The organism is Cupriavidus sp. 05T313, from assembly GCF_056396665.1.
Genome location: NZ_JBFTLX010000024.1, coordinates 1 through 24,620 on the forward strand (window position 1 = coordinate 1; position 24,620 = coordinate 24,620).

General features: G+C 60.7%; 23 protein-coding genes and 1 pseudogene. 7 read left to right on the plus strand and 17 right to left on the minus strand.

What is annotated here, in order from left to right; all coding sequences use genetic code 11:
* Positions 1-655: 655 nt before the first annotated feature.
* Positions 656-3,508, minus strand: coding sequence for an ankyrin repeat domain-containing protein (locus AC1DKD_RS08410; RefSeq protein WP_441630178.1), 2,853 nt, complete (start codon positions 3,506-3,508; stop codon positions 656-658).
* A gap of 479 nt (positions 3,509-3,987) precedes the next feature.
* Between AC1DKD_RS08410 and AC1DKD_RS08415 the strand changes: the two genes are divergently transcribed.
* A complete protein-coding gene (locus tag AC1DKD_RS08415) occupies positions 3,988-4,506 on the plus strand; it encodes an arsenate reductase (azurin) small subunit (RefSeq protein WP_441630180.1) in 519 nt (172 codons plus the stop codon).
* Between the two features lie 15 nt (positions 4,507-4,521).
* Positions 4,522-7,008 (plus strand): arsenate reductase (azurin) large subunit, encoded by a 2,487-nt coding sequence (locus AC1DKD_RS08420; RefSeq protein ID WP_441630182.1) that lies wholly within the window; start codon positions 4,522-4,524, stop codon positions 7,006-7,008.
* Positions 7,009-7,034: 26 nt separating this feature from the next.
* On the opposite strand, the gene chrA is transcribed toward AC1DKD_RS08420, so the two are convergent.
* Positions 7,035-8,261: a chromate efflux transporter gene (gene chrA, locus AC1DKD_RS08425; protein WP_441630184.1), complete on the minus strand. Its 1,227-nt coding sequence runs from the start codon at positions 8,259-8,261 to the stop codon at positions 7,035-7,037.
* Positions 8,262-8,485: 224 nt separating this feature from the next.
* Between chrA and AC1DKD_RS08430 the strand changes: the two genes are divergently transcribed.
* From AC1DKD_RS08430 to AC1DKD_RS08445, 4 genes are all read left to right on the plus strand, one after another.
* On the plus strand, positions 8,486-8,812 hold the full coding sequence (locus tag AC1DKD_RS08430) for an ArsR/SmtB family transcription factor (protein ID WP_441630186.1): 327 nt from the start codon (positions 8,486-8,488) through the stop codon (positions 8,810-8,812).
* A gap of 12 nt (positions 8,813-8,824) precedes the next feature.
* Positions 8,825-9,307, plus strand: coding sequence for an ArsI/CadI family heavy metal resistance metalloenzyme (locus tag AC1DKD_RS08435; RefSeq protein WP_441630188.1), 483 nt, complete (start codon positions 8,825-8,827; stop codon positions 9,305-9,307).
* Between the two features lie 201 nt (positions 9,308-9,508).
* Positions 9,509-10,003, plus strand: coding sequence for an arsenate reductase ArsC (locus tag AC1DKD_RS08440; protein WP_441630190.1), 495 nt, complete (start codon positions 9,509-9,511; stop codon positions 10,001-10,003).
* Positions 10,004-10,008: 5 nt separating this feature from the next.
* Positions 10,009-10,734 (plus strand): aquaporin, encoded by a 726-nt coding sequence (locus AC1DKD_RS08445; RefSeq protein ID WP_441630192.1) that lies wholly within the window; start codon positions 10,009-10,011, stop codon positions 10,732-10,734.
* An 80-nt stretch (positions 10,735-10,814) separates the two neighbouring features.
* Here AC1DKD_RS08445 and AC1DKD_RS08450 read toward each other — a convergent pair whose 3' ends face one another.
* The 11 genes from AC1DKD_RS08450 to AC1DKD_RS08500 all read right to left on the minus strand — a co-directional run bounded on the left by AC1DKD_RS08450 (position 10,815) and on the right by AC1DKD_RS08500 (position 17,162).
* A complete protein-coding gene (locus AC1DKD_RS08450) occupies positions 10,815-11,180 on the minus strand; it encodes an ArsR/SmtB family transcription factor (RefSeq protein WP_441630194.1) in 366 nt (121 codons plus the stop codon).
* 618 nt (positions 11,181-11,798) lie between these two features.
* Entirely contained in the window at positions 11,799-11,966 is a 168-nt protein-coding gene (locus AC1DKD_RS08455) for a hypothetical protein (protein ID WP_441630196.1), read from the minus strand.
* A gap of 11 nt (positions 11,967-11,977) precedes the next feature.
* Entirely contained in the window at positions 11,978-12,415 is a 438-nt protein-coding gene (locus AC1DKD_RS08460; RefSeq protein ID WP_441630198.1) for a hypothetical protein, read from the minus strand.
* 103 nt (positions 12,416-12,518) lie between these two features.
* Positions 12,519-12,959 carry a hypothetical protein gene (locus tag AC1DKD_RS08465; protein WP_477143174.1) on the minus strand — a complete coding sequence of 147 codons (441 nt, stop codon included), beginning with the start codon at positions 12,957-12,959 and terminating at the stop codon, positions 12,519-12,521.
* A complete protein-coding gene (locus AC1DKD_RS08470; protein WP_441630202.1) occupies positions 12,946-13,896 on the minus strand; it encodes a M35 family metalloendopeptidase in 951 nt (316 codons plus the stop codon). The genes AC1DKD_RS08465 and AC1DKD_RS08470 overlap by 14 nt, the downstream gene beginning before the upstream one ends.
* Before the next feature lie 240 nt (positions 13,897-14,136).
* The gene (locus AC1DKD_RS08475; RefSeq protein ID WP_441630204.1) at positions 14,137-14,508 is read right to left on the minus strand and encodes a type II toxin-antitoxin system VapC family toxin; all 372 of its coding nucleotides are present in this window, start codon (positions 14,506-14,508) and stop codon (positions 14,137-14,139) included.
* Positions 14,505-14,702, minus strand: a complete 198-nt coding sequence (locus AC1DKD_RS08480; RefSeq protein ID WP_183035768.1) for a type II toxin-antitoxin system VapB family antitoxin — start codon at positions 14,700-14,702, stop codon at positions 14,505-14,507. Before AC1DKD_RS08480 ends, AC1DKD_RS08475 begins: the two co-directional genes overlap by 4 nt.
* Before the next feature lie 423 nt (positions 14,703-15,125).
* Positions 15,126-15,407, minus strand: coding sequence for a DUF1484 family protein (locus AC1DKD_RS08485; protein ID WP_441630206.1), 282 nt, complete (start codon positions 15,405-15,407; stop codon positions 15,126-15,128).
* 317 nt (positions 15,408-15,724) lie between these two features.
* Positions 15,725-16,066 (minus strand): DUF1484 family protein, encoded by a 342-nt coding sequence (locus AC1DKD_RS08490; protein WP_441630208.1) that lies wholly within the window; start codon positions 16,064-16,066, stop codon positions 15,725-15,727.
* Between the two features lie 188 nt (positions 16,067-16,254).
* Positions 16,255-16,548, minus strand: a complete 294-nt coding sequence (locus AC1DKD_RS08495; protein WP_441630210.1) for a DUF1484 family protein — start codon at positions 16,546-16,548, stop codon at positions 16,255-16,257.
* A 332-nt stretch (positions 16,549-16,880) separates the two neighbouring features.
* The gene (locus tag AC1DKD_RS08500; protein WP_441630212.1) at positions 16,881-17,162 is read right to left on the minus strand and encodes a hypothetical protein; all 282 of its coding nucleotides are present in this window, start codon (positions 17,160-17,162) and stop codon (positions 16,881-16,883) included.
* A 693-nt stretch (positions 17,163-17,855) separates the two neighbouring features.
* On the opposite strand from AC1DKD_RS08500, the gene AC1DKD_RS08505 reads away from it, so the two are divergent.
* Positions 17,856-19,178 (plus strand): DUF5677 domain-containing protein, encoded by a 1,323-nt coding sequence (locus AC1DKD_RS08505; protein WP_477111987.1) that lies wholly within the window; start codon positions 17,856-17,858, stop codon positions 19,176-19,178.
* Between the two features lie 413 nt (positions 19,179-19,591).
* Here the strand turns inward: AC1DKD_RS08505 and AC1DKD_RS08510 are convergent, their stop codons facing one another.
* From AC1DKD_RS08510 to AC1DKD_RS08525, 4 genes and pseudogenes are all read right to left on the minus strand, one after another.
* On the minus strand, positions 19,592-20,908 hold the full coding sequence (locus tag AC1DKD_RS08510) for a hypothetical protein (RefSeq protein ID WP_441630216.1): 1,317 nt from the start codon (positions 20,906-20,908) through the stop codon (positions 19,592-19,594).
* A gap of 95 nt (positions 20,909-21,003) precedes the next feature.
* The gene (locus tag AC1DKD_RS08515) at positions 21,004-21,723 is read right to left on the minus strand and encodes a hypothetical protein (RefSeq protein ID WP_441630218.1); all 720 of its coding nucleotides are present in this window, start codon (positions 21,721-21,723) and stop codon (positions 21,004-21,006) included.
* 75 nt (positions 21,724-21,798) lie between these two features.
* Positions 21,799-22,266: pseudogene (locus AC1DKD_RS08520) on the minus strand (toprim domain-containing protein); the annotation flags it as partial.
* A 70-nt stretch (positions 22,267-22,336) separates the two neighbouring features.
* On the minus strand, positions 22,337-24,466 hold the full coding sequence (locus AC1DKD_RS08525) for a DUF2357 domain-containing protein (RefSeq protein ID WP_477143175.1): 2,130 nt from the start codon (positions 24,464-24,466) through the stop codon (positions 22,337-22,339).
* Positions 24,467-24,620 lie beyond the last annotated feature (154 nt).

The window sequence follows — 24,620 nt, forward strand, 5'->3', positions numbered from 1 at the left end:
CGCCTACAGCGACCTGACGCGAGAGCGAGCACTGCCGGTCGCGATTTAGTCAGATACGAACAATGTTGAAGTCGGAATCCCAACCGGGCCTTTCGCTGAGTGACAGTCGTCGCGCGAAAAGTGAGAGGGCGACGGGCGTTCGTGTATCCAACGAAGGCCTGGATGCAAAGCTGCCCCCGTATCTCGGGAGGAGTGCGGCGCTATAGCGAGGATAAACAACAGGAACGCGGCCGGGCGCAAGGCAGTACGCCATCACCAGTCGCGCGGATGCCAGTGGCGGAACAAAAAACCGTTCTCGCCTTGGAATGGATCACGGCAAACACGAATGCGCGCGCCAAGGCTTTCCGGGCCTATATCGACAGGCCCACCGTCCCTTCCGCCCGCTGGCACGGCAGAATGCACACTATCCTCGCAGGCACGCGCGAGCCGGCGTAACGCCTTATGAAGGCCTCGCGCAGTGGACACGGTATCCGGCCATGGGTCCGCGCAACCTGTTTGGCGGCGGCGTAGTCGTGAGCCGCATCAGCGATACTTGCTATCGCGTCTTGCGAACATATCTTCAGCAGACTTCCGGGTGCCACTCGATAAGGCCGCTGCGATCTCGGCGCGCGGCGCCCTGTCCGCCACARTTCGCCAGGCGTATCACCACCCCGGATCACCTCGCATTCAATCGCGCCACGACACGTTCAGCGGCGATGGGCACGGTGCGGTCAGGCATCCGGGCCAGCCCGAGGTAAAGATCCATGTGCCTCCAGACGGCTTCCCAGGAGGACTCGTTGATCCACGGCAGGTTGAGCGCTTCATAGATCGGCACCCAGGTCTCTTGCCCTTCATGCCGGCGCCGCACCGACAACGCCGGGCTGAACTGATACCAGCCTTGCTCGAAGCGCTTGAACAGCATGCGGTTATACGCATAGTCACGGTCCACTTCGTTTCTCGCCAGGACGCCGGACAGGTGCTGGCGCTTGTTGCGCTCCGGCCGCACCACATGCGCGGGCAAGTGCTGCCAGGCCTCCAGCAGCGCCTGCGTTTCAAATGCACCGTTAGGCTTACGGTGGATGTGTGTGAATCGCGACTTGAACAATGCCCACATCGTCTGAAACAGGAAATACTCGGACAAATGCCGGTCGATGCGCACCAGCCGCTCACCGTTATTCACATCGATGCTCGGCGGCGCCAGCAATTCGTAGAGCGCCGCGAAAGGGCCTGCGGCAAACTGAGGCGAGCGGAACGCTTCCAGCATGGCCCAGTGCAATGCGTTGCGGCCATAGTGGTCAACGTTCTCGCGATCCGCGCCGCGCTCCAGCAAAGCCTCGACCAACGCCACATTGCCGGCGGCAGCGGCGGCCATGAGCGGCGTCTGGTTCATCGGCAAGCGGTGCTCAATGCCGTGGCGTTCGCATTGCCGCAGGATCTCCTTGAAATTGCCAGCAAAATAAGACGCAAAGCTCTTGCGTGCCAGGCCGCTGCGTTGCCCCGCAAAATGCTGTGCGGCGGCAAAGCCGGCCTCCTGCACGAGCCATGCCGCGAGCACCGGCTCATCGTGGCTGGCCGCAATCTCAAAGAGCTGCTGCTTGGGCTTGGCGCCCGGCGCCTGCTCCCGAAACACCTTGATCAGCAGTTCCTCCACCTTGGCCTGGTCAAACACGGGCCATGGCGGCGGCACCTCCTTGAGGATGCCGCGGCGGATCGCGTCGGCTTGTTCCTGCTTGCCCTGCAGTTCGAGCTTTCTTGCCTCCTTCTGCCAGTCTTCGAGTGTGGCCTGCCGCGCCTCCACCTTGGCCTGGCCGCCCTGGGCCAGTTCGAGCAAGCCGAACAGCGGATGCGCGGTATCGGACTCGATCAGGTAGAGGTTCTTGATCGCACGGGTAAGCGCCACATAGAGCGCGTTGACGAAAAACTTGTAGACCTCCAGCGATTTGTCGCTCTTGTCCTTGGCGCGCCGGTAGGCCAGCGTGTCCGCGGCCAGGTCTTGCTTGTCGACGCCCTCGGCAATCTCGGCAAACTCGCCACGCTGGTCGGAGACAAAGCGATAGAGCACGATATTCTCGTATTCCAGCCCCTTTGCCTCATGGATGGAAAACAGCAGGGGCGTGGAAAAGTGCTTTCTCGCCTCGGCCTTGTCCTCGTCGCGCAACACCAGCACGGCGCATTGCGTGGACTGGCGGATGCTCTGGTCAAGCTCACGCTTGACGTTGTCCTTGTCCGGCAGCAGCACCACCTGGCCAGCGTCGCCGCCTACCGCGTCGACCAGGAAGTTGCTCTCCCGGTCAATGGAACCGAAGCGGCGATGCTTGACCTTGAGCAGCGTGTTGGCAACACGCGTTGCCTCGCTGCCGTTGCGGAAATTGGCGGCAAGCACGCGCAGCGCCTGCTGCTCGGCAAGCTGCGGGTCATGCCAGAACAAGCTCTTGACCTGGCTCCAGCTGAAGAAGTTCGGGTGCACGATCTGGTTGGAGTCGCCGCACAAGAGGAACTGGCCTGGCTTCCTGAGGGTCTTGAGCACCAGCGCCAGTTGCACCATGGTGAGATCCTGGACCTCATCGATCACGATGAAATCGTACCTGGCATCCGCCAGCGGCTGCCACTCCCGGGCCACCAGATTGAGGTCGTAGAGGCCGCTTTGGGCCAGCCATGCGCGATACCGCTCGAACAGGTCGTAGATGCGCCCTCGCGCGTCCTGCGCGAAAATCGACTGCCGCACGCCCAGCGCCAGGTAAGCATCGCGATCCAGCACACCGTGCGCCCCGGCGGTGATCACACCGCGGATCTCCTCGAAAGCCTGATGCCCGTCAATCTCGCGGAAATGCTGGCGCTGGCGCTCAAACCACGCCGCGAAGTCCCGCCAGCCCGCCTCGCGGCCAGCCGGCATGCGGATCGACTCGACGAACTCCCGGTACGAGAGGAACTCCGCCTCCTGGGCTGGATGCTCGAAGCCGTTGGCGTAGTAGAGATCGCGGGCATTGCGGGCCAGATAGGCAGAGTGCGTGACATACAGCGTCGAGCCCTCCGCATGCTTGAGCTTTTCCAGGGTCAGCGCGGTCTTGCCGCTGCCGGCGGAACCGACCAGGACGAGCGGCGCAGGCTGGCGGTAGACAGACTCCTGGGCATCATCRAAGGAAATCGGCTTGTCCAGCAAGTGGATGTCGGTACGCTCAGGATGCAGGTAGCGCACAGGCACGGCCTCGCGCGCCGCCTCGGCCGCGTCGATGTCGGGGATCTTGCTTTCGTCGATCTCCGCGCCACGCAGAAAGCGGCTGTTCCGGTAATCGTGGTTCTCGATCACCTCAAGCATCAACGCACAGGCCTGCCCGTCGTGGCGCACCAGCGAGAACAACAGGCGATTGGCATCGTCCAGCCGGGCGCGGTAGAACTTGCCATGCGTGGGGCCGGTTAGCTTCTTGACCTGCGCCGCGCGGAAATCATCGCGGCCAATGGCTTCCGTGACCTTGCGGTAGCTGCTCTTGACCCGGGAGACGTCGAGGCCGATGTATTCGAGGATCTTCATAACGGTGCTGATGCCAGGGGCGCGAGCCCATCGGTTTGCCAAGGTTGGTATTTTAGAAGGAAGCAGGATCTCGAAGGGACATACAGACCGCATAGTGCACTTTCAGTGCAATTGTCCTCAGGCTGATGGTGGCGAGCAGGGCTCCCAGTACTTCACGATAGACATGCTCACCGGTGTCGAGATTCGCTCAATGCTGAACATTGTTCGCTTCACCTTGAACTCCCGCGGGCACGGTGGTCCGTGCCGGGCCAAGTGGCGCGGTCGCACTTCGTGGCGACGGTATCCGTACCGCAGTGCAGCTTGCATTCGCCGCGCCGTTGCCCTAGAAATAATTAAATATTTCCAAAAATATCGGCGGTAGTCATAGCCGCGTGGCCCCACCGGGGCTGCGGCCGCAAGCATGCCCCCATGCCAACGACCACGGAGTGCCGGCGACCCGCGACGGGCATCGCGATCGCATTCCGCAGGAGGGGGTGATCATGTCCATCACGCGCAGAGAGTTCCTGAAGGCCACCGGCGGCGCGGCCGCCGGCATTGGTGTTTCGGGAAGCTTGCCCACCCCGGCGCAAGCCGCGCCACCCCCCGCCAATCCGGGCCGGACGACGCTGCCTTTCACCCCTAAGGTGGTTGCGCACGTCGGACAGCTGCAGGTCAATACGCCGGTCAGTTTCCTCTACCCGGACGCGTCGTCGCCGTGCGTCGCCATCAAGATGGGGATGCCGGTGCCAGGCGGGGTCGGCCCCGACCGCGACGTGGTGGCCTACAGCACGCTCTGCACGCACATGGGCTGCCCGGTCGCCTACGACGCAGGCGCGCGCACCTTCAAATGCCCCTGCCATTTCAGCATCTTCGACCCCGAGAAAAGCGGCCAGATGGTGTCGGGGCAGGCAACCGAAAACCTGCCCATGGTCCAGCTGCAGTACAACGCCAGCGATGGCACGGTGAAAGCCATCGGTGTCGAGGGGCTGATCTACGGGCGTCAAGCCAACCTGCTGTGAAGGGGGCGTACTGCCATGGCAACCAACAAGGACCGGATGGCCCTGCCACCCGTGAATGCGCAGCGGACCAACCTGACCTGCCATTTCTGCATCGTCGGGTGCGGCTATCACGTCTACAAATGGCCGGAGAACATGGAGGGAGGCCGAGCGCCCGGCCAGAACGCGCTGGGGCTGGATTTTCGCAAGCAGCTGCCTGCGCTGGCGGTGGTGATGACGCCGAACATGCAGAACACCGTCACCGACCGGGACGGCCAGCGCCACAACATCCTCATCGTGCCCGACAAGCAATGCAGCGTGAACCAGGGCCTGTCGTCAACGCGAGGCGGCCAGTTGGCCAAGATGATGTACAACCCGGACGGCGTGGCCAGGGCCCGCTTGCGCAGCCCGCGCGTCTATATGGCCGACCAATGGGTCGATACCAGCTGGGATGACGCGCTGGCCCTTTACGCCGGCGTGACCAAGCGGATCCTGGATCGCGACGGGCCAGCCGGGCTGGCGTTCGATTGCTTTGACCACGGTGGTGCGGGCGGCGGCTTCGAGAACACCTGGGGAACCGGCAAGCTGATGTTCACGGCGCTCAAGACGCCGCTGGTCCGGATCCACAATCGGCCAGCCTACAACTCCGAATGCCATGCCACCCGCGAGATGGGCATCGGCGAGCTCAACAACAGCTATGAGGATGCCGAACTCGCCGATGTGATCATGGCAATCGGCTGCAACTCCTACGAGACCCAGACCAATTACTTCCTGGCGCACTGGCTGCCGAATCTGCAGGGCCAGACCATGGACAAGCGCAAGACGCGCTTCCCCGGCGAGAGCATCGCCGCGGCCAAGGTGATCTTCGTGGACCCACGCCGCACCACCACGATCGCGGTGGCGGAGCAGGCGGCCGGCAAGGACAACGTGCTGCACCTCGATATCGAGCCGGGCACCGACATTGCCCTGTTCGATGGGTTGCTGACCCATGTGGTTGACCAGGGCTGGCACGACAAGGAATTTATCGCGGGCTATACCAAGGGGTTCGACGCGGCGCTGCGCGCGAACCGGTTGTCGCTGGAGGACACCAGTCGCATTACCGGCGTCCCGGTCGACAAGCTAAGGCTCGCGGCGGAGTGGGCCTACAAGCCAAAGGCGTCCGGCCACCGGCCGCATACGATGCATGCCTATGAAAAGGGCATCATCTGGGGCAACGACAACTACCTCATCCAGTCGGCGCTGGTGGACCTGGTCCTGGCCACGCACAACGTCGGCCGGCGCGGCACGGGCGTGGTGCGCATGGGCGGGCACCAGGAGGGTTATGCCAGGCCGCCCTATCCTGGCAGCACGAAGATTTACGTGGACCAGGAGATCATCCACGGCAAGGGGCTGATCTACACGGCGTGGGGCGCCAACCCATTCCAGACCACACTCAATGCGCAGGAGCACCGCGCCGTGATCCTGCGGCGCACCGCGGTTGTGCGAGAGGCGATGGCACGCCAGCGCGGGGCCACCGTGGCGCAGATGGCCGATGCGATCTACGACGCCGTGAAGAGCAAGGGCGGGCTGTTCCTGACCAATATCAACCTGTATCCCACCAGCCTGGCCGACGCCGCCCACCTGATGCTGCCGGCCGCGCATCCGGGCGAGATGCACCTGACCTCGATGAACGGCGAGCGCCGGATGCGCTTGTCGGACAAGTTCATGGATCCACCGGGCACCGCGCGCCCGGACTGCCTGATCGCCGCCGATATCGCCAATACGCTCAAGCGCTTGTACGAGGCCGAGGGCAAAGGCGAGATGGCCGCGCGCTTTGGCGGCTTCGACTGGCGGACCGAAGAGGACGCCTTCAATGACGGCTTCCGCCAGGCGGGCCAGCCCGGCGCCGTCCCGATCGACAGCCAGGGCGGCACAACCGGTAACCTGGTCACATACGAGCGCCTGCGTGCGATGGGCAACAATGGCGTGCAACTGCCCACAAAGGAATATCGCAACGGCCAGCTGGTCGGGACCGAAATGCTCTACATGGACAGCAAGTTCGACACGCCCGACGGCAAGGCCGAGTTCAAGCCGGCGACCTGGCCCGGGCTGCCGAAGCCGGTCGCCGAGCAGAAGGCCAAGTATCACTTCTGGATCAACAACGGCCGGGTCAACGAGGTGTGGCAGACGATGTACCACGACCAGTTCAACGAGTTCGTGCGTGCGCGGGTGCCCATGGCCTATCTCGAGATCCATCCAGCGGACGCGCAAGCGCTGGGCGTGGCCTCCGGAGACGTGGTCGAAGTCTATAACGACTACGGCTCCACCTATGCCCTTGCCTACCTGGAACCAGACATCAAACGCAACCAGACGTTCATGCAGTTTGGCCATTTCAACGGGGTCATGGGGAACGTGACCACGCCGTGGACCGATCGCAATGTGGTGCCGTACTACAAGGGCACCTGGGCGGACCTGCGCCGCGTTGGCAGCATGCAGGACTTCAAGGACACCGTCAGCTTCAAGCGGCGACGGTTCGACCGCGCCTAGCGCAAACCCGGTTGGCGGCGCGCATGTTAAAGGGCGACGCTCAGCAGCCACCCGGCCGCTCCGCTGCAAATGACAACCAGCCACGGCGGAAGCTTCCAGAACATGAGCGCCACAAACGCGATCACCGCGAGCCCGAAGTCGGCGGGCCCGTGCACGGCGCTGGTCCACACGGGATGATAGAGCGCGGCCAGCAACAACCCGACCACACCCGCGTTTACGCCGGCAAGCGCCGCCTGCGTGCGCACGTTGCGGCGCAGCTGCTCCCAGAACGGCAACGTGCCGGCCACCAATAGAAACGACGGGACAAAAATAGCCACCAGGCACACCAGCGCACCGACCCACCCACTCGGCGCAACCGTCATGGACGCGCCGAGAAACGCCGCAAACGTGAAGAGCGGCCCCGGCACCGCCTGCGCTGCGCCGTAGCCCGCCAGGAAGGTGTCATTCGTCACCCAGCCGCTGGGCACAACCGCGGCTTGCAAGAGCGGCAGCACCACGTGCCCCCCGCCAAAGACCAGCGATCCCGCACGATAGAATGCGCCCGCTACCGCCAGCGTCTGATTGGGCCACGCTTGCACAGCGAGAGGCAGGCCCGCCAGCAGGATGAAGAAAACGCCCAGCAGCAAGCCCCCGACACGCCGGCTGATCGAGATCGGCAGCGGGTCGTGGGTTACATCGCGGGCTGGCTTGAACATCGCCAGGCCCACCACGGCGGACGCAGCGATCACGCCGACCTGTCCCCACGCATTCGGCCAAAGCAGGGCGACGCAGGCGGAGAACGCCGCAATGGTGATGCGGGTAGTGTCCGTGCACAGACTGCGGGCCATGCCCCAGACGGCCTGCGCGACCACGGCCACGGCCACCACCTTCAGGCCGTGCAACGCGCCCGCCGGTATCACATCGCCCCACGTGGAAATGCTGAGCGCGAACAGCACCAGGGCCACTGCGGACGGCAACGTGAACCCTACCCACGCCGCCACCGCGCCCATGAAGCCGGCGCGCGACAGGCCTATCGCCATGCCAACCTGGCTGCTGGCGGGACCGGGCAAAAACTGGCAGAGGGCAACCAGATCCGCGTAGCTGCGCTCGCTCAGCCAGCGCCGACGCGTGACGAACTCCGCCCGGAAGTAGCCCAGGTGGGCAATCGGCCCTCCAAAGGAAGTCAGGCCCAGCCGGAGGAAAGCGAGAAACACCGCCCAGGCATTGCCAATGGCATCCCCGTCCCTCTTGACCTCATTCTCGGTGGCTAGCATCCATTCAACTCCGCTTCGGTTGGCAAACAATCGATTTTCGCGATCGAAGATCGATCACCTTCCCATGCTAGCGACCCTGGATGACAAGCGTCAAACCACCGCGCCGGCGGGCACAGCCCACCGTCCAGCCGGCGTCGCCTATCGTCGACTTGGCGCCCACCTCGCCCACCTAGCCCGCATTCGTCGCCCTTGTTTTTGGCCAACACTTCCAATATTATGGAAATATGGAAGAAAACGATGCTATCCGCTCTCTCGCCGCCCTGGCCCATGGCCTGCGGCTACAGGTGTTCCGCTTGCTGGTGGTGGCCGGGCCATCCGGGTTGACGCCCGGCGCGATGACCGAACAGATTGGGGTGCCCGGCGCGACGTTGTCCTTCCACCTGAAGGAATTGATGCATGCCCGCCTGATCACGCAAGAGCGTGAAGGCAGGCACCTGATCTATCGCGCCGCGTTTGCGCACATGAATGACCTGCTTGGCTTCCTGACATCCAACTGCTGCCAAGGGGAGGCCTGTCTCGACAATGCCGCCACTACCGTTTGTGCCTGTTAAAGGGGAACTCCAATGAAGCGCTTTCATGTCCACCTCAACGTCCAGGACCTCGGCAAGAGCATTGCCTTCTACTCGAAGCTGTTCGCGGCCGAGCCCACGCGGGTCGAGAGCGACTACGCAAAGTGGATGCTGGAAGACCCACGCGTGAACTTCGCCATCTCCACCCGTGGCGGTGAGCCCGGCGTGGATCACCTGGGGTTCCAGACCGACGACGCGCAAGAGCTGGCGGCGCTGAAAGACCGCGCGGAGGCTGCCGATATGGCGCTGCTAGATGAAGGGCAGACAACGTGCTGCTACGCACGCAGCGAGAAGCACTGGGTCACGGATCCCCAAGGCATCGCCTGGGAGCATTTCCATACGCTCGGGAACGTACCGGTGTTCAGTGAAAGCCGGCCTGCGGAATCCGCCAACGCCGACTCGGCATGTTGCGCGCCGCGCGCCCCGCAGGGCAAGCCGATCGGCATCGCCGTGACATCCAGCAAGTCGTGYTGCTGAAGGCCATCATGGGCGAAAAGGTTCATCAGCCCTTCGGAGAGAATCGACCTCGCCGAATTCCCGGTGCAGATAGACAGCACGTTATGGGTCTACGACGCATCGAACTGTTCCTGTCCCTACCTATCCATAAACTCGATGCCGTTGCCCTTCAGAAGGCAGTGCGCTACATCGGGAAAAGCTGACCATCACTGGGCGGTTCCCATGACGACCAACGTTCTGATCCTTTGTACCCACAATTCGGCCCGCAGCGTGTTGAGCGAGGGCATGCTCAACCATCTGGCAAAGCAGCTTGACAAGGATGTCCGGGCCTACAGCGCCGGCAGCGCGCCGAGCGGCCGCATCAACCCGTTTGCGCTCGAAGCGCTGAGTCAGGCCGGCGTCGATGTGGACGGCTATCGTAGCAAGAGCTGGGACGAGTTCGTCGGCGATGATGCGCCCAAGATGGACATCGTGATCACCGTCTGCGATAGCGCCGCGGCCGAGGCGTGCCCATACTGGCCGGGCAGCCCGGTCAAGATGCACTGGGGGTACGCCGATCCCTCGCACGCGCAGGGCGGCGACGACGCAAAGCGCCTTGCGTTCGAGCTGACGCGACAAGCMATCGGCTACCGCATGCTGCAGCTGCTCATGCTGCCGCTTAAGACAATGGGTCATGCGCAACTGCAGGAAGCCTTGACCAAGATTGCGCGGAGCTAACTGCCATGATTGGTCTGCCACGCCAAATTGCAGGGGAAGTGATCGGTACCGCGTTGCTGCTTGCCGTGGTGATCGGCTCGGGCATCATGGCCGAGCGCCTGGCCGGCGGCAATATTGCCGTTGCCCTGCTGGCCAACACGCTAGCTACGGTAGGCGGCCTGTACGTGCTCATCGAGGTCTTCGGCCCGATCAGCGGCGCGCATTTCAATCCGGCCGTGAGCCTGGTGATGGCCGTGAAGGGCGAGCTGCCCCGGTCCGCCCTGGTCCCTTACATCGTCGCCCAGCTGGCCGGTGCGGTGCTAGGCGCCTGGCTGGCGCACGCCATGTTCGATATGAGCCTCCTGCAGTTCTCGGCCAAGATCCGCAGCGGGCCAGGCCAATGGATCGCGGAGACCGTGGCAACAGCCGGCCTGATCCTGGTCATCCTCCGCGCCCCCAACGGGCGCGCCCCGGCCATGGTGGCAAGCTACATCGGCGCGGCCTACTGGTTCACCGCCTCCACCTCCTTCGCCAACCCCGCTGCCGCCTTCGGACGGATGTTCAGCAATAGCTTCGCCGGCATTGCGCCCGCGAGCGTGCCAGGCTTCATGCTCGCCGAACTGCTCGGCGCCTGCATCGGGCTGCTGCTGCATACCGCATTGCTGCCGCGCGTGCAGGAACAGGGCCACCCAAACGTGATCGAGGCCTCAGGCCAACAGGAAGACGCGCGCGGAACGGGTGAGCCCATCTGAGGACAGGCGTCGATACGTGACGCCTGCCCGGCCAGATCCATCGTGGCAGGCTCGACAGCCTGCGCGATCCGCCGCGCAACTCACTCCGACCCAGCCGGGGCCTTTGTCCGCGCCGCACGCTTGGGCTTGCACGCAAAGGAAGGGACATCGCAGCCCTTCGGATCCCCTTCACAGCAGTGCGCCATCAGGAATCCAAGCAGCTCGTTCATCCGCTCGTAGCGCGCCTGGTAGATGACGTTCCGGCCCTCCTGCCGGCTCGCGACCAGCCCGGCATTGGCCAGCTCCTTCAGATGAAAAGACAAGGTTGCCGGCGGCAGGCCCAACGCCTCGCCAATCCGCCCGGCATGCATGCCGGCCGGGCCGGCCTGGACCAGCAGGCGGAAGATCGCCAGGCGAGATTGCTGCGCCAGCGCGGCCAGGGCTTTTACGGCGGTTTCGCTGTCCATCAGAAAGCTCGCGGTAGTGGTGCTACCGCGTATTCTCCGCCAGAACGAAGGCCAGCGGGCCGCATTCGGGAAGCCCATTCCTGCGCGGGACTTGCGCGTGGAAAGCTGCGCCGAAGGTTCGGTGCCACACAGATCACCTCCCGCACAAGAGAATAATCTTCACAAGCGCGGAGCCAGCGTGGCAGGACCCGACCACCTCACCAGAAGAGGGGGCAAAACAATATGCATCACCAAGCTGTGCGAGCCGCAAGGATTGCGGCCGTTGCCCTGTTTGCCGCTGCCGCAGCCTATGCGCAAACGCCTGCGAGCCAAGGCAACGTCAGCAAGGCGCAAAGGATGTCGGTCTGCCAGTGCGTAGCCGACCTCCTATTCATGGCCGCGCAACAGCGCGATACAGGGGTGCCCAGGCAAGATGTACTCACAAAGCTGAGTCGGGTTGGCGGGGACGACCCGATCTTTCTCTCCACCGCCACCGAGGCGACCAACATTGCGTACGACATGCCGCAGATATCGCCGGCGAAACTGAGAAAAATTCACATCGACAGGTGCAGGAAGGGGGGCGGATGAGGATCATGGACGCCAGATCTTGCCCGGTGAGCGGCGTGATCGTGTGCCGCGTCAGCGGTGCTTGGTCTTGTCCGCAGCGCGGTACTTGCTCTCCAGGCTCGCAAGCACAGCTTCAGCAAGCTTAGGGGTGCCACTTGCCATGCCCGCCGCAATTGCGGCGCGCAGCGCCTCCAGTTCGATGCCGTTTGACAAAGAGGCTACCGGGCGGGGAGAAGTCATCCAGCGCACGCCTAGCGAATCTGCGAGGTCGGTTCCGGACCTGGGCAGCAAGGGTGCGGACACCCCGGCATGAAATCGATATTTGCAAAGTTCGGCGCCAGCGATTTGCCTGGGTTGTGGCGGGCGATTTCCATGGAGATCATGCTCGCCGGCACACCAAATGTCGTCAGCAACTGCGTCAAGTGCGCTGTGCGCTTACGCGCGAGAACATGACTGACACCAAACGCGGGTGCCTCATACAGGGCGATGTGAAACTCCTCCTTGTTCTCATATTTCCCGGGAGAGTCGATCATCCATTCCGCCATTCTGCGAACTTCCGAAGCGGGCAGGCGATCCGCACCGGGCTCGAAATGGCTGTTGAAGGAAATATTGAAGCTGCAAGCCAGGACGGGCTGCGCCAAGATCGCTGCTGCTGCAGCAACCGTGTGGAAGTACTTGGACAATGACATAGGCGGCCACGTTGTCGGCATTCTCAATGCACTGCGGGTTCTTTGCCGCAGCCTGCCGTTTGACAACAGGCTGCCGGGCAGGGAGGCGTCATCTAGCGCATGCCTAGCGAATCTGCGAGGTCGGTTCCGGACCCGGGCAGCAAGGGTGCGGGCACCCCGGCATGAAATTGATATGCGCAAAATTCGGCGGCKCCGCCGACTTGCCAGGTTTGTAGCGGGGGATTTCCATGGAAATCATGCTCGCCGGCACGCCAAAGGTCGTCAGCCAATGCTCCAGGTGAGATACGCGCTTGCGCGCGAGCGCATTGCTGACACCAGCGGTGGGGGCCTCGTAGACAAGAATGTGAAACTCCTTCTTGTTCTCAAAGGCTGCCGGATCGTCGATCATCCACTCCGCCAATCTGCGAACTTCCGAAGCCGGCAAGCGATCCGAGCCGGGCTCGAAATTGCTGTTGAAGGAAATGTCGAAGCTGCAAGCGAGGGCGGGCTGCGCCAAGATCGCTGCTGCTGCAGCAACCGCGCGGAAGTACTTAGACAATGACATAGGCGGCCACGTTGTCAGCATTCTCAATGCACTGCGGGTTCTTTGCCGCAGCCTCCTGTTGGACGGTATATAGCTGATAGAAGAGATCCTTTGCCGCCATTGCATCATCGAAGTGTGCAACTTCATGCACCAGTGTTAACAGCTGCGAGTCGACACGGTCAGAGTAGGGCGATAAGTCGCAGAATTTCCGTGCAATGGCGATGGTGTGGGTCTTCGTATCCGGAGCACAGACTGCAGCCGCGATTCGCGGATTGTTGCGTGTTTTAGGCGTACAACCAATGTATTCCATCGCCTCGTCGGAGTATCGAACAAAGTTGTCGGCAGTCAGGCTCCTGAGGATCGCCTCAATACGGGGAATTCCCTCAAGCAGGCGTTGGCGGACCCTTTCATCGGATACGCCAAACCACGTCTCGACTCGCGCCCGATCCGCGTGGCCCCACCGTCGAAGCTCCACCAACCTCTTGCCGCAGCACAGAACCGCCGTGTCGCGAAGCCTGAGAACGAGGCTGCGAAACTCCGCATTGCTCATGTTCGCACAGATCCGCTCCGAATCGTCCACGAGGTGGCTTGGCCCGTCAGACAGCTTCTCGGCGGAGCTTGGTGCGTAAGTGCTTGGCGCAGCCGAAGGCTGGAGGCGGCCTCCCCGGTTCACCTGAATGATGAAATCCGCCTGTGACGGGATGACCAGTGGCTTGTCCGCGCATTGGCACATCACCCTGGCGCCCCGCACCAGAATCTGGCGCCCGTCCATGAGCGTGAAGTGCGGATAGGCGTCGTTCATCACCGGGCCACCCACCTTGCAAGCTGGACAGGTAGCGTGGTCGCCCTCCGCCGCGACGGCGACACCGTGATGCGCAAAATCAATCACCGTGGAAATCAGTACCCCGCCGGTGCCAGTCTTGTCGCCATGTTTCAGGGCCTCTCGCATATCGTCCATGCCATCCTCCGTTGTCAGGTCGCCGACACGCAACGTGGTCGGACACCTTGCCAATGTGCCCGCGGATCGCCTGATCGGCTTTGGGAAATTTCTGCAAGAACGCGAAGAACATTCCCTGAGTGAGCAGGAATGCGACATGAAGCTGGGAGGCGGGTTCTCATCCGGACGCCGCGCAGGGCGATGGCAGTGTTGGCTCAGCTTGCCGACTGCCCGATCCTCCCCGCCCGCCTTTTCCGTTTTCTAGTGCGCAAGCACTGCGCTGAGATTGAGTTCATCGGCAACTTTCTTCAATCGCTTGTCGCGCGTCCAGATGGTGACACCGGGTTGTAGGCGTGCAGACGCCAACAGCGACGTGTCTACAAATCCGATTCCACGATTGAACAATCCTTCGCGCTCGATCAGATAAAACGTCTCCTCCGGTGTGGCTACTGGCGCGCGCGGCAGATCGAGCAACGCGCCGAGCACGACGTCGCGGTCACGCAAACTACCGAGTGAGATCTCGCCTATCACATAGGGATGAGCCAGCACACGCCCCTCGGCAAGCAGGCTAATCAGCATCGGATCAGAAGCGTTGATATGGTCAATCCAGACCGACGTGTCGACAAGGATCATTCGACGTCCAACCGACGACGCGGCGCCCCCTTGATGCCCGGTTGGCTACCGCCAAGATTCGCGAGTCGTTTCGCGGCTTCACGCTGGATCAAGGCCTTTAACGCTTCGCGCACGAGTGCCGTTTTTTCTTCCACACCCGTATAAGCCTGAGCTTTGGCGATCAAGTCGTCATCAAGCGAAATCGTCGTACGCATGGGAGTCTCCTTAAGTGTGAGCACTCAATATAGCATCGTTTGATGCTTATAGCGGTGCGTTTCGTGGTCTCGTGGTGAGCGCATCTGCCGCGACATTGCGCCGAGTCTTGAAAGGAGTAAACGGCGCAGGCAAACGGATCGAGCGCATCGTGCATGCCTTCCTCCGCTTGTCAGGTCGCCGACACCCGGCGTGCTCGAACGCCTTGCCAATGTGCCTGCGGATCGCCTGATCGGCGTTGGGAAAGGTCCGTAGTGACGTGAAGAAATGTCACTTAGCACGGGAGCGAGTCGAGAATTTGAGAGGCGGGTTCTCATCTGGACGCTGCGCAAAGCGACGGCAGTGTTAGCTCGGCTTCCCGACTACGCCGCCATGCAACCTGCGCAACGTTGACGGCTGAGCGGATGCCGCCCAGCCATCGGCTCTCAGAACAACTCGTCGATACGATTCACGCTGGCGTCAAGCTGCTGCCGCAACGGCGCCAGCAGGCTATGCAGGCCAATGCAATCGATTGCCGCGTCGGCTTGCAGATCGAGCAGCGTCAGGATGGCGCCCAGGCCCGCGCTAACGCGCAGGAGTTCGTCGAAGCTCTGCATGATGGCTTCGCGCTTGGGGTCATCCGGCGGGGGTGTCGTTTCCTCCGGCAAGAGCGCTTGGGCAATCATGCTGATTGCGGATGCATCGGCGGTGGGAGCGAGTGTTTTCATGCGTGCGGCCATGGGATCACCTCTTTGGCGAATGACAGGGTGTGTTGATTGGTCGTCGCGCCCGTGCCGGCTTGCTGGGTTAGGCCGACCGGGCGAGGGGGCCGCGATTGCCTCGCGCCCCAGATGCTCAACAACCCAGTTCCCCGCCAAGGTACTGGCGAGGGCTGGGTACTGCGGTTACCCCGGTCATGTCCTGCAGGTCCCCTCTTGTGAGGGACTGCTGCAGGGATCCCGTTCTCGATTCAGTGGTAGCGATGTTGGCCAAGTGGGCCAACGGCATGATTTACGTGGCTACGCCGTGTGGCCGAAGACCCTGCCTACGTCGGGGCAGAAGCGGGCCGCGACGCAGGCGCGGATCGCGAGCGAACCCCGCAGGCCCGGGTACAGCGCCGGCACCGGTTCAATGCCTGGTCCAGCTGCTGCTTTAGCGGCATCAGCAAGGCACGCAGGCGGCTATCGCCCGCGTGCAGGTTCAGCAGCGTGATGACGGATTCCAGATGCGCGCTGATGCGCAGCAGTTCGTGGCAGCCTTGGTGGGTAGCCTCGTGGCTCGGATCCGCTTCGTTGTCCGGCGGCAAGGGCTCGGCGATCAGCCTGGCTTCCACGGCGGCTTCCCGCGCTGCGGCAGCGGTGCGCGGGCGACGTTGGCGGGCGGTCATGGGTACCTCCTGTTTTGTGATCGGGGTGCGGTCGGGGTGCAATCGCGGACATCGGTATGGCGATGGGCGGCGTTGGCGACCTTCGTCCCGGCACGCGGGGGCGGCGGGTGCTTGCCGCGATAGGCGTGTGACTCCCCGCCGCGTGCGGCCTTGCGGGCCGCGGTGCAGATGTGGGGAACGGGTGTGGCTCAGTACAGCGCTTGCACGCGGTTCACTGCCTGGTCCAGCTGCTGCTTCAGCGGCGCCAGCAGGGCATGCAGGCCGTTGTTGGCGGCTTGCTCGTCGGCCTGTAGCTCCAGCAGGAGCAGGAGGGATTCCAGGCCTGCGCTGACGCGCAGGAGGTCGTGGCAGGATTGGTGGATGGTTTCGTGGGGTGGGGCGGCTTCGCCTGCTCGGGCGAGGGGTTCGGCGATCAGCTTGGCTTCCGTGGCTGCCACTCTTGCTTCGGCGGCGGTGCGGGGGTGGCGTTGGCGGGCGGTCAAAGGCTTCTCCTGTTCCATAGGGGTAGTCGAGTAGTCCGGAAATGCAGTGCGTCTTCTGTTGCCGACGAGCGTGCGCCAAGCGGATAGGATCGCCGCATGGGCGATAATGCGACTGGCTATGCCTCTGACACCCGCCCGCGCACGCTCGCGCCGGTGGGCTTGATTGCTTTTTGAGAGCGCAAAAGCCCCTCACCTCGACAAGCTGTTGTCGAGTTTTCCGTTTTGCTACGCAAGTTCTGCTCGCCGTAGCTAGGTATTTGAGAAACAAGCGGCCTCGCCAACTGCTTTTGCTGCTGTGGGCTTATGCGGTTGAGCTCAAGTTCGGTGCAGCCTTAGCGGCACGGCCCAAGACCAAGGGCTGGCGTTAATTTAACCCGATGGCTTATTTTTAACCAATAGATATGCAGCATCGAGTCGCCGAACTGATAGATTTTGTGGCGGACAGCCATCGTCGGTTCAAGCACATGGAAGACCTGACCGGCGTCAAGGCGGCCAACTGGAAGAACACCTGCAGCACCCGGCAGCGCGTGACTCAAGAAATGGTTGAAGCCATTGGGCGGGTATGGCCTCAGTACGCGTATTGGCTCGTCACTGGGAAGACCGATGAGGAGCATGGGCATACTTCGCCGATCCGGGATCGGATTGTGCGGGATTTGGAGAAGGTTAGATCGGAGGAGGGATAGGGGTCCGCTAGGGACCTTCGTCGGGCTTCGATCTCCGTTTTCCGGTGAAGGCTGCACGGATCTTCAGGAAGAAGTAAGGGCGACCCCGATACCCCATAAGCCCTGGATCATGGTTGGCGCCCAGAGGCCATTGGCTGCGGACCAGAAACCAGGCAGGTAGGGTAGTCGCGGTCAAGGCCAGATGGCTCTGATCGACMGGTTGAATCCACAACCGGTTACGGCCGATCGCCCGTTGCATCACCGAGCGACCGAGTTGCCCGATACTCGGACGGCGGCAGCTAAGCGATCGGTCGTCAGCCTCTACCATTTTGTGTCGCCCTGCAGTACGCTAAAGAATCGGCTTAGAACACCAGTACGTCCACGGGGACGCCGCAGTTGTGTTCTGGAAAGCCCCAGAAAAGTAATGCTGGAGAGCGAGAATTCAGACCAATGCTTCAGCCCCAAAACGACCAACAAATCGCAGGATAAAATCAGTTTCCCTACAGAGCGTGAACTGAAGCCGCTCCGTTTCACGTTCATCCACGAGACGCAAAACTACGTGTCAGCGATCCAGCTCGTCCAGCAAGACCTCTTCAGAGTACACTAAGCTTTCCCGCATACCTCTGACTTCGTATGGATCAGTCGATGAAGCCAAGCACAGTAGACGATCTGCTTGATCGCTGTATTTCCGAAATCACGACGAAGGAACGACTCCTTCCATGGCTTCTGCGTAAGGCAGCGCACCGAAAGAACCTGAATATCGCGGATTTCGAGATTCAGCTGCTCGCCGACGCAATCCTCTGCGCGAACGGAAACAGTATCCAGATAGACATAGATCCTCCTTGCTCACTCGGGCAAACGGAGAAAGAAGTAGAGGAGTCCGTTCGGTCGCTCCTTGATGAGCTGAGAGATCGTGCGGAAAAGGATATAGCTACCATAACTACGGCCGTCACTGAAGCGATTCCGCAAGCTTTGGCAGCAACAGCTGGTGTAATTGGCGAGCGCCTTACGGAGCAATCCCTGGAACACGCCACAGAGTTGCAGAAGATCCGTTACGACCGCGCCAAAACTGTAGATAGACTTTGGGGTAAGACGCTCGACCACTTGGATTTTCTTAGACAGCTAGTGGTTGAATGGGCTTTTTCCGCCGAGCAGAATCAAAAGGGATCCTATTCGAAGCCACATACCGCTATTGCGCTCCATAAGCTAATAGAACGCGCCTTCGATGTGGTAGGCGAAGTTATCGTTCTCGCGCGCGCGGGCTATGCTGACGGTGCCCTCGCTCGATGGCGAACGCTACATGAGATTTGCGTGATTTCGGTGTTCCTATCAAGGCAATCCGACCAATGTGCTGAGATGTACCTCGCTCACCATGTTGTGGAAAAGCTAAAGCTGGTCGCAGATGAAAAGGCAGTTGCCACTGCGCTTACCATGGATCACCATCAGGATCGCTACGTTAGAGACCTTCGGACCATGGTATCCACATTGACGAATCGATTCGGAGTGGCATTCGCAGGTGACTATGGTTGGGCCTCAGTCGCTCTAGGAGCCAAGAAGACAACCTTCAAAGTTTTGGAGCAGCACGTAGGCCTTGATATCCTCAGGAAGGCATATAAGAAGGCAAACAGCACCGTGCATGGAGGGGCTCTCGCCTCCTTGACACGCATCAGTCTAGATCTCGCCGTTATTGAGAATACTGATATCCCTTTGGAGCATGGCTGCGAAATTGCGGCCAACTATGCGGCAGCATCCTTATCGATGCTTGTCGCTGAGCTTTGCTTGGACACTGAGAGCGCAGATCTACTTACCAAGAACATGGTGATCCAGAACTTCGCATCACATCTTCGGGAAGAAATCGAGAAGACCTGGCAGCGTCTATCCAACAGAACTCCGCGCGCTCGTATTCTCGAACGTAAGGCAGCGACTCGCAATGCGAGAACTAAGCGAAAGGTGGCAATTCATCGTTAGGGGCTGCGCGACATCTACTTGGTGGGGAACCATAGCGGCCTTCAGATGGGCATTTTTTTGGGCTAATTCTGGCGTTCGGTATGAAGGTGTCATGCGTCCGAGTAGGGGTGAAAGTGGTTGCCGGCGTGATTCGCGTCGTCGGCCCTTTTCGGCTAGTATCGTTCCTTGGCGCACGTCTGCGCGAACGTCCGGTGTTCGGTGAACGGTCATCCGTGGGATCGAAATCAAACGGCGAGACTGGTATATGGCTCCGATAGGAGTCTTTAGTTGCCAATTTCGGACCTGAGCCCATGAGTGCATCAATGCACTGATCGTCATTGGCTGCCATCGCACGAAGATCGCGAGCACGAACCGGAGCTGTTGGTCGGCCGCTAGCTTCGACTCCAGAAAAGGTGCCGCCGAAGTTCGCCATCCTAGATGACGCGAATTACAGCTCGGGTGGTTGACTCGATGTTACTAAGAATCCCCTCCCTCTGTTCCAACGATTCCGCCTTCTTCTGCATCTCCGGCGTCCAGACGTTTCTCGCCGCCATGCGAAACGCCCTTGAGGTCCGAGCGCTTTGCGCGTTTGGAATAGCGGCCGCGAACACCGTGTACGACTCAGGGAACTTGCCCATGGCGACAAGGATGTACTTCTCCAGTTCGTACCCGACAGTGGCCTCCAGCTCTTCATCGGAGACCTCACCTTCCACCTCAGGATAGATCAACCACAGATAGAGCACGCCAGGTTGATCTGCCGATTCCACCAATGTGCTCCAGAACGTTGATGGATGTTCCTGCAGCACGTCAGCGACAGCCAAACCGATCAGCATCCGCGCCATTCTTGGCTCCGCTGCCAAGACCTGAAACGCTGCAGCGTGATAAGCCAGCGCTTCATCCTGTCCTGCGAGCACTCTTCCAGCAAAATACTCGGACGCCAACTGCTCAATGACCTCATCAATCAAGTATGAAGGAGCAAGCAACTCCTTGCGCCGCAGAAAATTCTGGTCGGCGCGCAGCGAGGACCACACGCCGGTCGGGACGCTGCGCACACCGTCTTCCGAAACGTCGCACAACGCACCGAGCGGTGTGGCTCCGTCAGGACGTCGCTTGCGCATATACGCGCCGATCAAATCCTCTTCACCCTTAAGCCGTACATGCCCCCGAGCGAACAGGGTCTCCTTCGCGGTCAGATACTTGACCAAGTCTGCCGTGGTGTCAAAACACTCGAACAGCGCGTCAAGAGTAGTTCGATTGATCACATGCACGAACTCAGGGAAATGCACGCCGACTGTGAGCAGCACCCCACTGTCCGTCAGACGTGAATCCACGCCGAGACTGGGAACTCCGAACTGCCGGACGCACTCCCGTTCACTTCCATGGGCGACCGCTATTAGGTGGTAACGAGCGCGGCCCGCGTCGGGAAACTTCAGAGGAAAGGGCGACGAGATACGTGCATCCAAATGAATCGTCTCGGGCGACTTCTTGATCGTTTTCAAGGCACCCCGAAGTTGTGCCACGCTGGCTAACACTGCTTTCCGGTACCAGCGATTCCACGCTGTTCTTGCGTCTTTTTCTTCACTATAACTGATCACCTTGTCCGACATGATGATCACGTCATCGCCAAAGACGACGAGCACATCACACAGCTCCTTGCCTTCGTCGTAGAACGGGTTCTGATAAGCCCACATTGACAGGAACGCCTGTCGTGACAACTTCGCAAGTCGTGCCTCGGAATCATTTACGCTCATCTGTGAGCTCCCTTCATTTTGTGCTCGTTGTCGTTCAGGCCGATGTTGTTGGCGGTACTTGCACAATTGAGAGGAGAACAGATTGTGCTGAACCGCTACGGCGAATCACTATCTGCTTGCGTCGGGAAAAGCTGGTTGATCAATTCACATATAATCTCGAACGTGTGCAGTACGGTCGGATGAAGCATTTTTGAGCCATGTGCATACTCGTTGCGGACAGCCGGTAAGCCGTCAATGAAAACACTGAGCCAGTCGACTTGTAGATCCTCCTCTGTCGGCCGCACTCCAGAGTTGTCCACCTGCATCATCGTAAGACCAAGCCGATTCATCTCCTCGATCTGCTCAAGCTCAGTTCGGCTCCGCGCTCGAGCATGCGCCCATCGCGTGCGGAGCTGCAGCTTACTGCTCTCAAGCAGTCCGAGTTGCCTTGCCTCTCGCAATAGATTACTCAGTCCGCTCACTTTGAGCTTACCGGGGCTCATGGAGGCGTCAGCTTTTGCCTCTAATCGCGCACGCAGCGCGAACTCAAGTGTCCCCAAGGCATACTGCTCCGCGACCGCGTGAAAACGGTACACAAACCAGGCATAAACATAAAGATTCCTAGCTGTCTCAAAATTTACTCGTACTTCTTCCGGCACTGCGACTCCAAGAACAAACGGCAAAATCTCCGCCAAGTGATCTTCTGCCGTGCGTCGCCTGGATTGGCCGAGATCATTGACTTGAATGAAGCTAGAGCTTCTCGGATCTGCCTTCATCATGGCATCCAAATCACGAATCGAATCACAATGATTTATCGATGACAATTGGTTCTCCATAGTGAAATCACGAGCAGCGAAGGCTCATTAGCACCTTAACGCCTCTTTCTTGTCCATATAAGCAAGCCAGCCGACTCGCAACGCACGCGCATCGTAAAGCGCGGCGGCGGCGCTGTCCAGGTCCAGCTCGATGCCGTCGGCAATGGCGCGCAGGGCGTCGCTGTCCACGATGCGGGCCAGGCGGCCGATCACGGCTTCGGCCAGCTGGTACTGGCGGGCCAGCTCGGTCAGGGCGTCGCCGGCGACTTCGCTGCCGTCGGGGTTGACCAGGGCCGCCTTTTCCATGGCCAGGCGCAGCAGGTAGGCGTTGAGCTCGTTGTCGTCCTTGATATAGCGCTCTTCCTTGCCGTGCTTGATCTTGTACAGCGGCGGCTGGGCGATATACACGTGGCCGCGCTCGATGATGTCGGGCATCTGGCGGTAGAAGAACGTGAGCAGCAGCGTGCGGATGTGGGAGCCGTCCACGTCCGCGTCGGTCATGATGATGATGCGGTGGTAGCGCACCTTGTCGAGGTTGTAGTCGTCCTTGCCGATGCCGTGCCCAGCACGTCTCCCTAGAGATCCCGAAAGGGCAAGACAAAATCACGCTATCGCGGATGAGCGTTTTCATCACTCACCCAACACGGCAGGCTGACTCGATGACACCCCAGGACGTTCTAACAGGTGCCCCATACAACGGCCCTTGGCTCGTAGCGTATTGCTCGATTTTGGACGGAGAGAAGCCACGAAGCCACTGAAGTTGGTCTAGCCAGCGGAGTTGTACACACCAATACACTCCGCGCGGTTCCGGGTAGTCCATTGCAACCATGCCGGCCAAGGATATCTCTTCCGCATCAGACACGATCCGAGCGAGTGCAATCTGCTGCGTGGAGGGACAGTAGAGAAGAAGAAGTTGGCTGTGTAGTAGATCTGCACCAGCCTGGACTCCACCACTTCTGCCTTCCGCTCGAACATTGTAGGCCTTACGTTGCTCGATCCAGCGCCAATGCTCTCGGCTCTTCACGAACCCCAAAAGCACAGTGGTTTCGGGCGACGGCGTGGCGAGCAAGCGGGCAGATTGACCGGACAACGGTTCACCATACGCCTCCTCCAGCCAGTATCGCCCCCGCTCATGCCTGGTCAGGCGGGTTGCCACGTGATCAAGCACTTCACTGATAAACCGCTGCAATGCAGGTGCACCACTGGCGCTACCAATATCAGTTGGCCGAAGCGCAAAAGCACCGAGCCCTGGCAGTAGCTCATGGTATTCGAGATACTGATTGCTTCCTTCCTCGCCGTCGCCACCCGGATAGAGCACGTAGGCCCCTGCGGTCCGTCGGATGGCATCGCGGTAAGCATGCATCTTGAGGAGGTCTGCACGCAAAGCCCCCCCGCGTACCAGACTGACTGGCCCCTGTTGCAGGCCGGCATCCTCTTCCACGTCATCACCGGCGCCAAAGATTTCTTTGAGAAACTCGACCCGATACTTGGCGTCGAAATGAAGAGCGATCGGCTCAAAGGCGGCTGGCTCCCCTTCCGCCGGGCCAATCAGCAGAGAGTAATCTGGGCGCATTGGCCTTGTCCACGAAGCTACACCTCCCGAACCGGCGCGATAGGTCCGGTTAAAACAGAGCTCCACCACCATGCGCCGTCCAAAACGCTCTACCTCTCCCTTGAGAACAGTTTCAACGCCCGACTGAATCCCAACAGTAAGACCATCTTTACGCGACCGCACCAATGGCGTCATGTCAAATGTCTGTCCGACCAAATCGGCTACGACCTGCGCTAGCTGGATGAATGCCCAATATTCATAAAGTGTGGCGACATCCCTCAACCCCGCGCCATATTCCTCGGACGAATCATGCCRGGATAGGCGGGCTGCAAACTCAAGCTCAACATAGGCCTTAAAGATGTCCCTGTAACCCTCGCGCTTCTGCAGGACCTGATCATCAGCGGGAAATCGCACCATCTTACCCACCTCGGCAAACAGGTCGTGGTGCAGGATCTTCTCCAGCTGTGTCATAACAGCGGCGATTTCGCGGCGGCCCCGAGTAGTTGCCGGTGTCGGCTGCCCCATTGCAAGGCCTAGATCGATATCACCAAGAATCTGAGACCAATGTTCAAGGGCAAACTTCACGAAGCGATTGGGTGTTGTGTCATGCGTCGCCTCGGTTCGCCGGCGCTCAAGCCGTGAAGGCACGGAGGGAATGGTGCCGCCCGGCCATGCGGATCGTTGCCCGGCCTTGGCAAGCTGCCGTAGGACGTGAGAGTCCGCGCGCATTCCACTGCCAGGCCGAACAAATTCGCTGGCCACGTCCCACGCAGTGTGTGGCCGGCGAAGAACCTCTCGAATAGCCCCTTGAAAGCTCTCACTTTCTAACAAGGCTCGCAAGAACGTGAAGCGCTGATAGAGCGTCACCGCGTCTCGCGTATCATCCTGCTCAAATCGAGCGTCGCTGACCGCGAAGCGGTCCATCACAAGCTCCGTCATTCGCTCAGCGATATCGCGAAGCATCCAACGATACTCAGAGAGGTAAGTGAGCTTTCGGGAACGTACCTCGATCTCCTGCTGCCCCAGCACGACAGGACCCTCGCGGAGCACGACGCGAACGGTACCGGTCGATAGTCCGGGTCGGAGACGACCTGACAGCCCTTCGACAGTGTCGGGCTGAAAGATCTCCTCAGGGTCTGCGGTGATACTACATATACCCGGTGCAAGGTTCTTCCATGTGTATCGGTACTCCATTCCCTCCAGCAACTCCATGGCGCAGACAGTCTCATCGCCATACTGGAGCCCGGCTGAAGCCCAGAGCGTCGCGGGCGATGCGCTACCTCTCCGAGGCAACACCGCTACATTCAGTACGGCGACGGTCGCGCCAGACGGCGAAAGCAATGGAGTCGATGCTTCGGAAACGGTA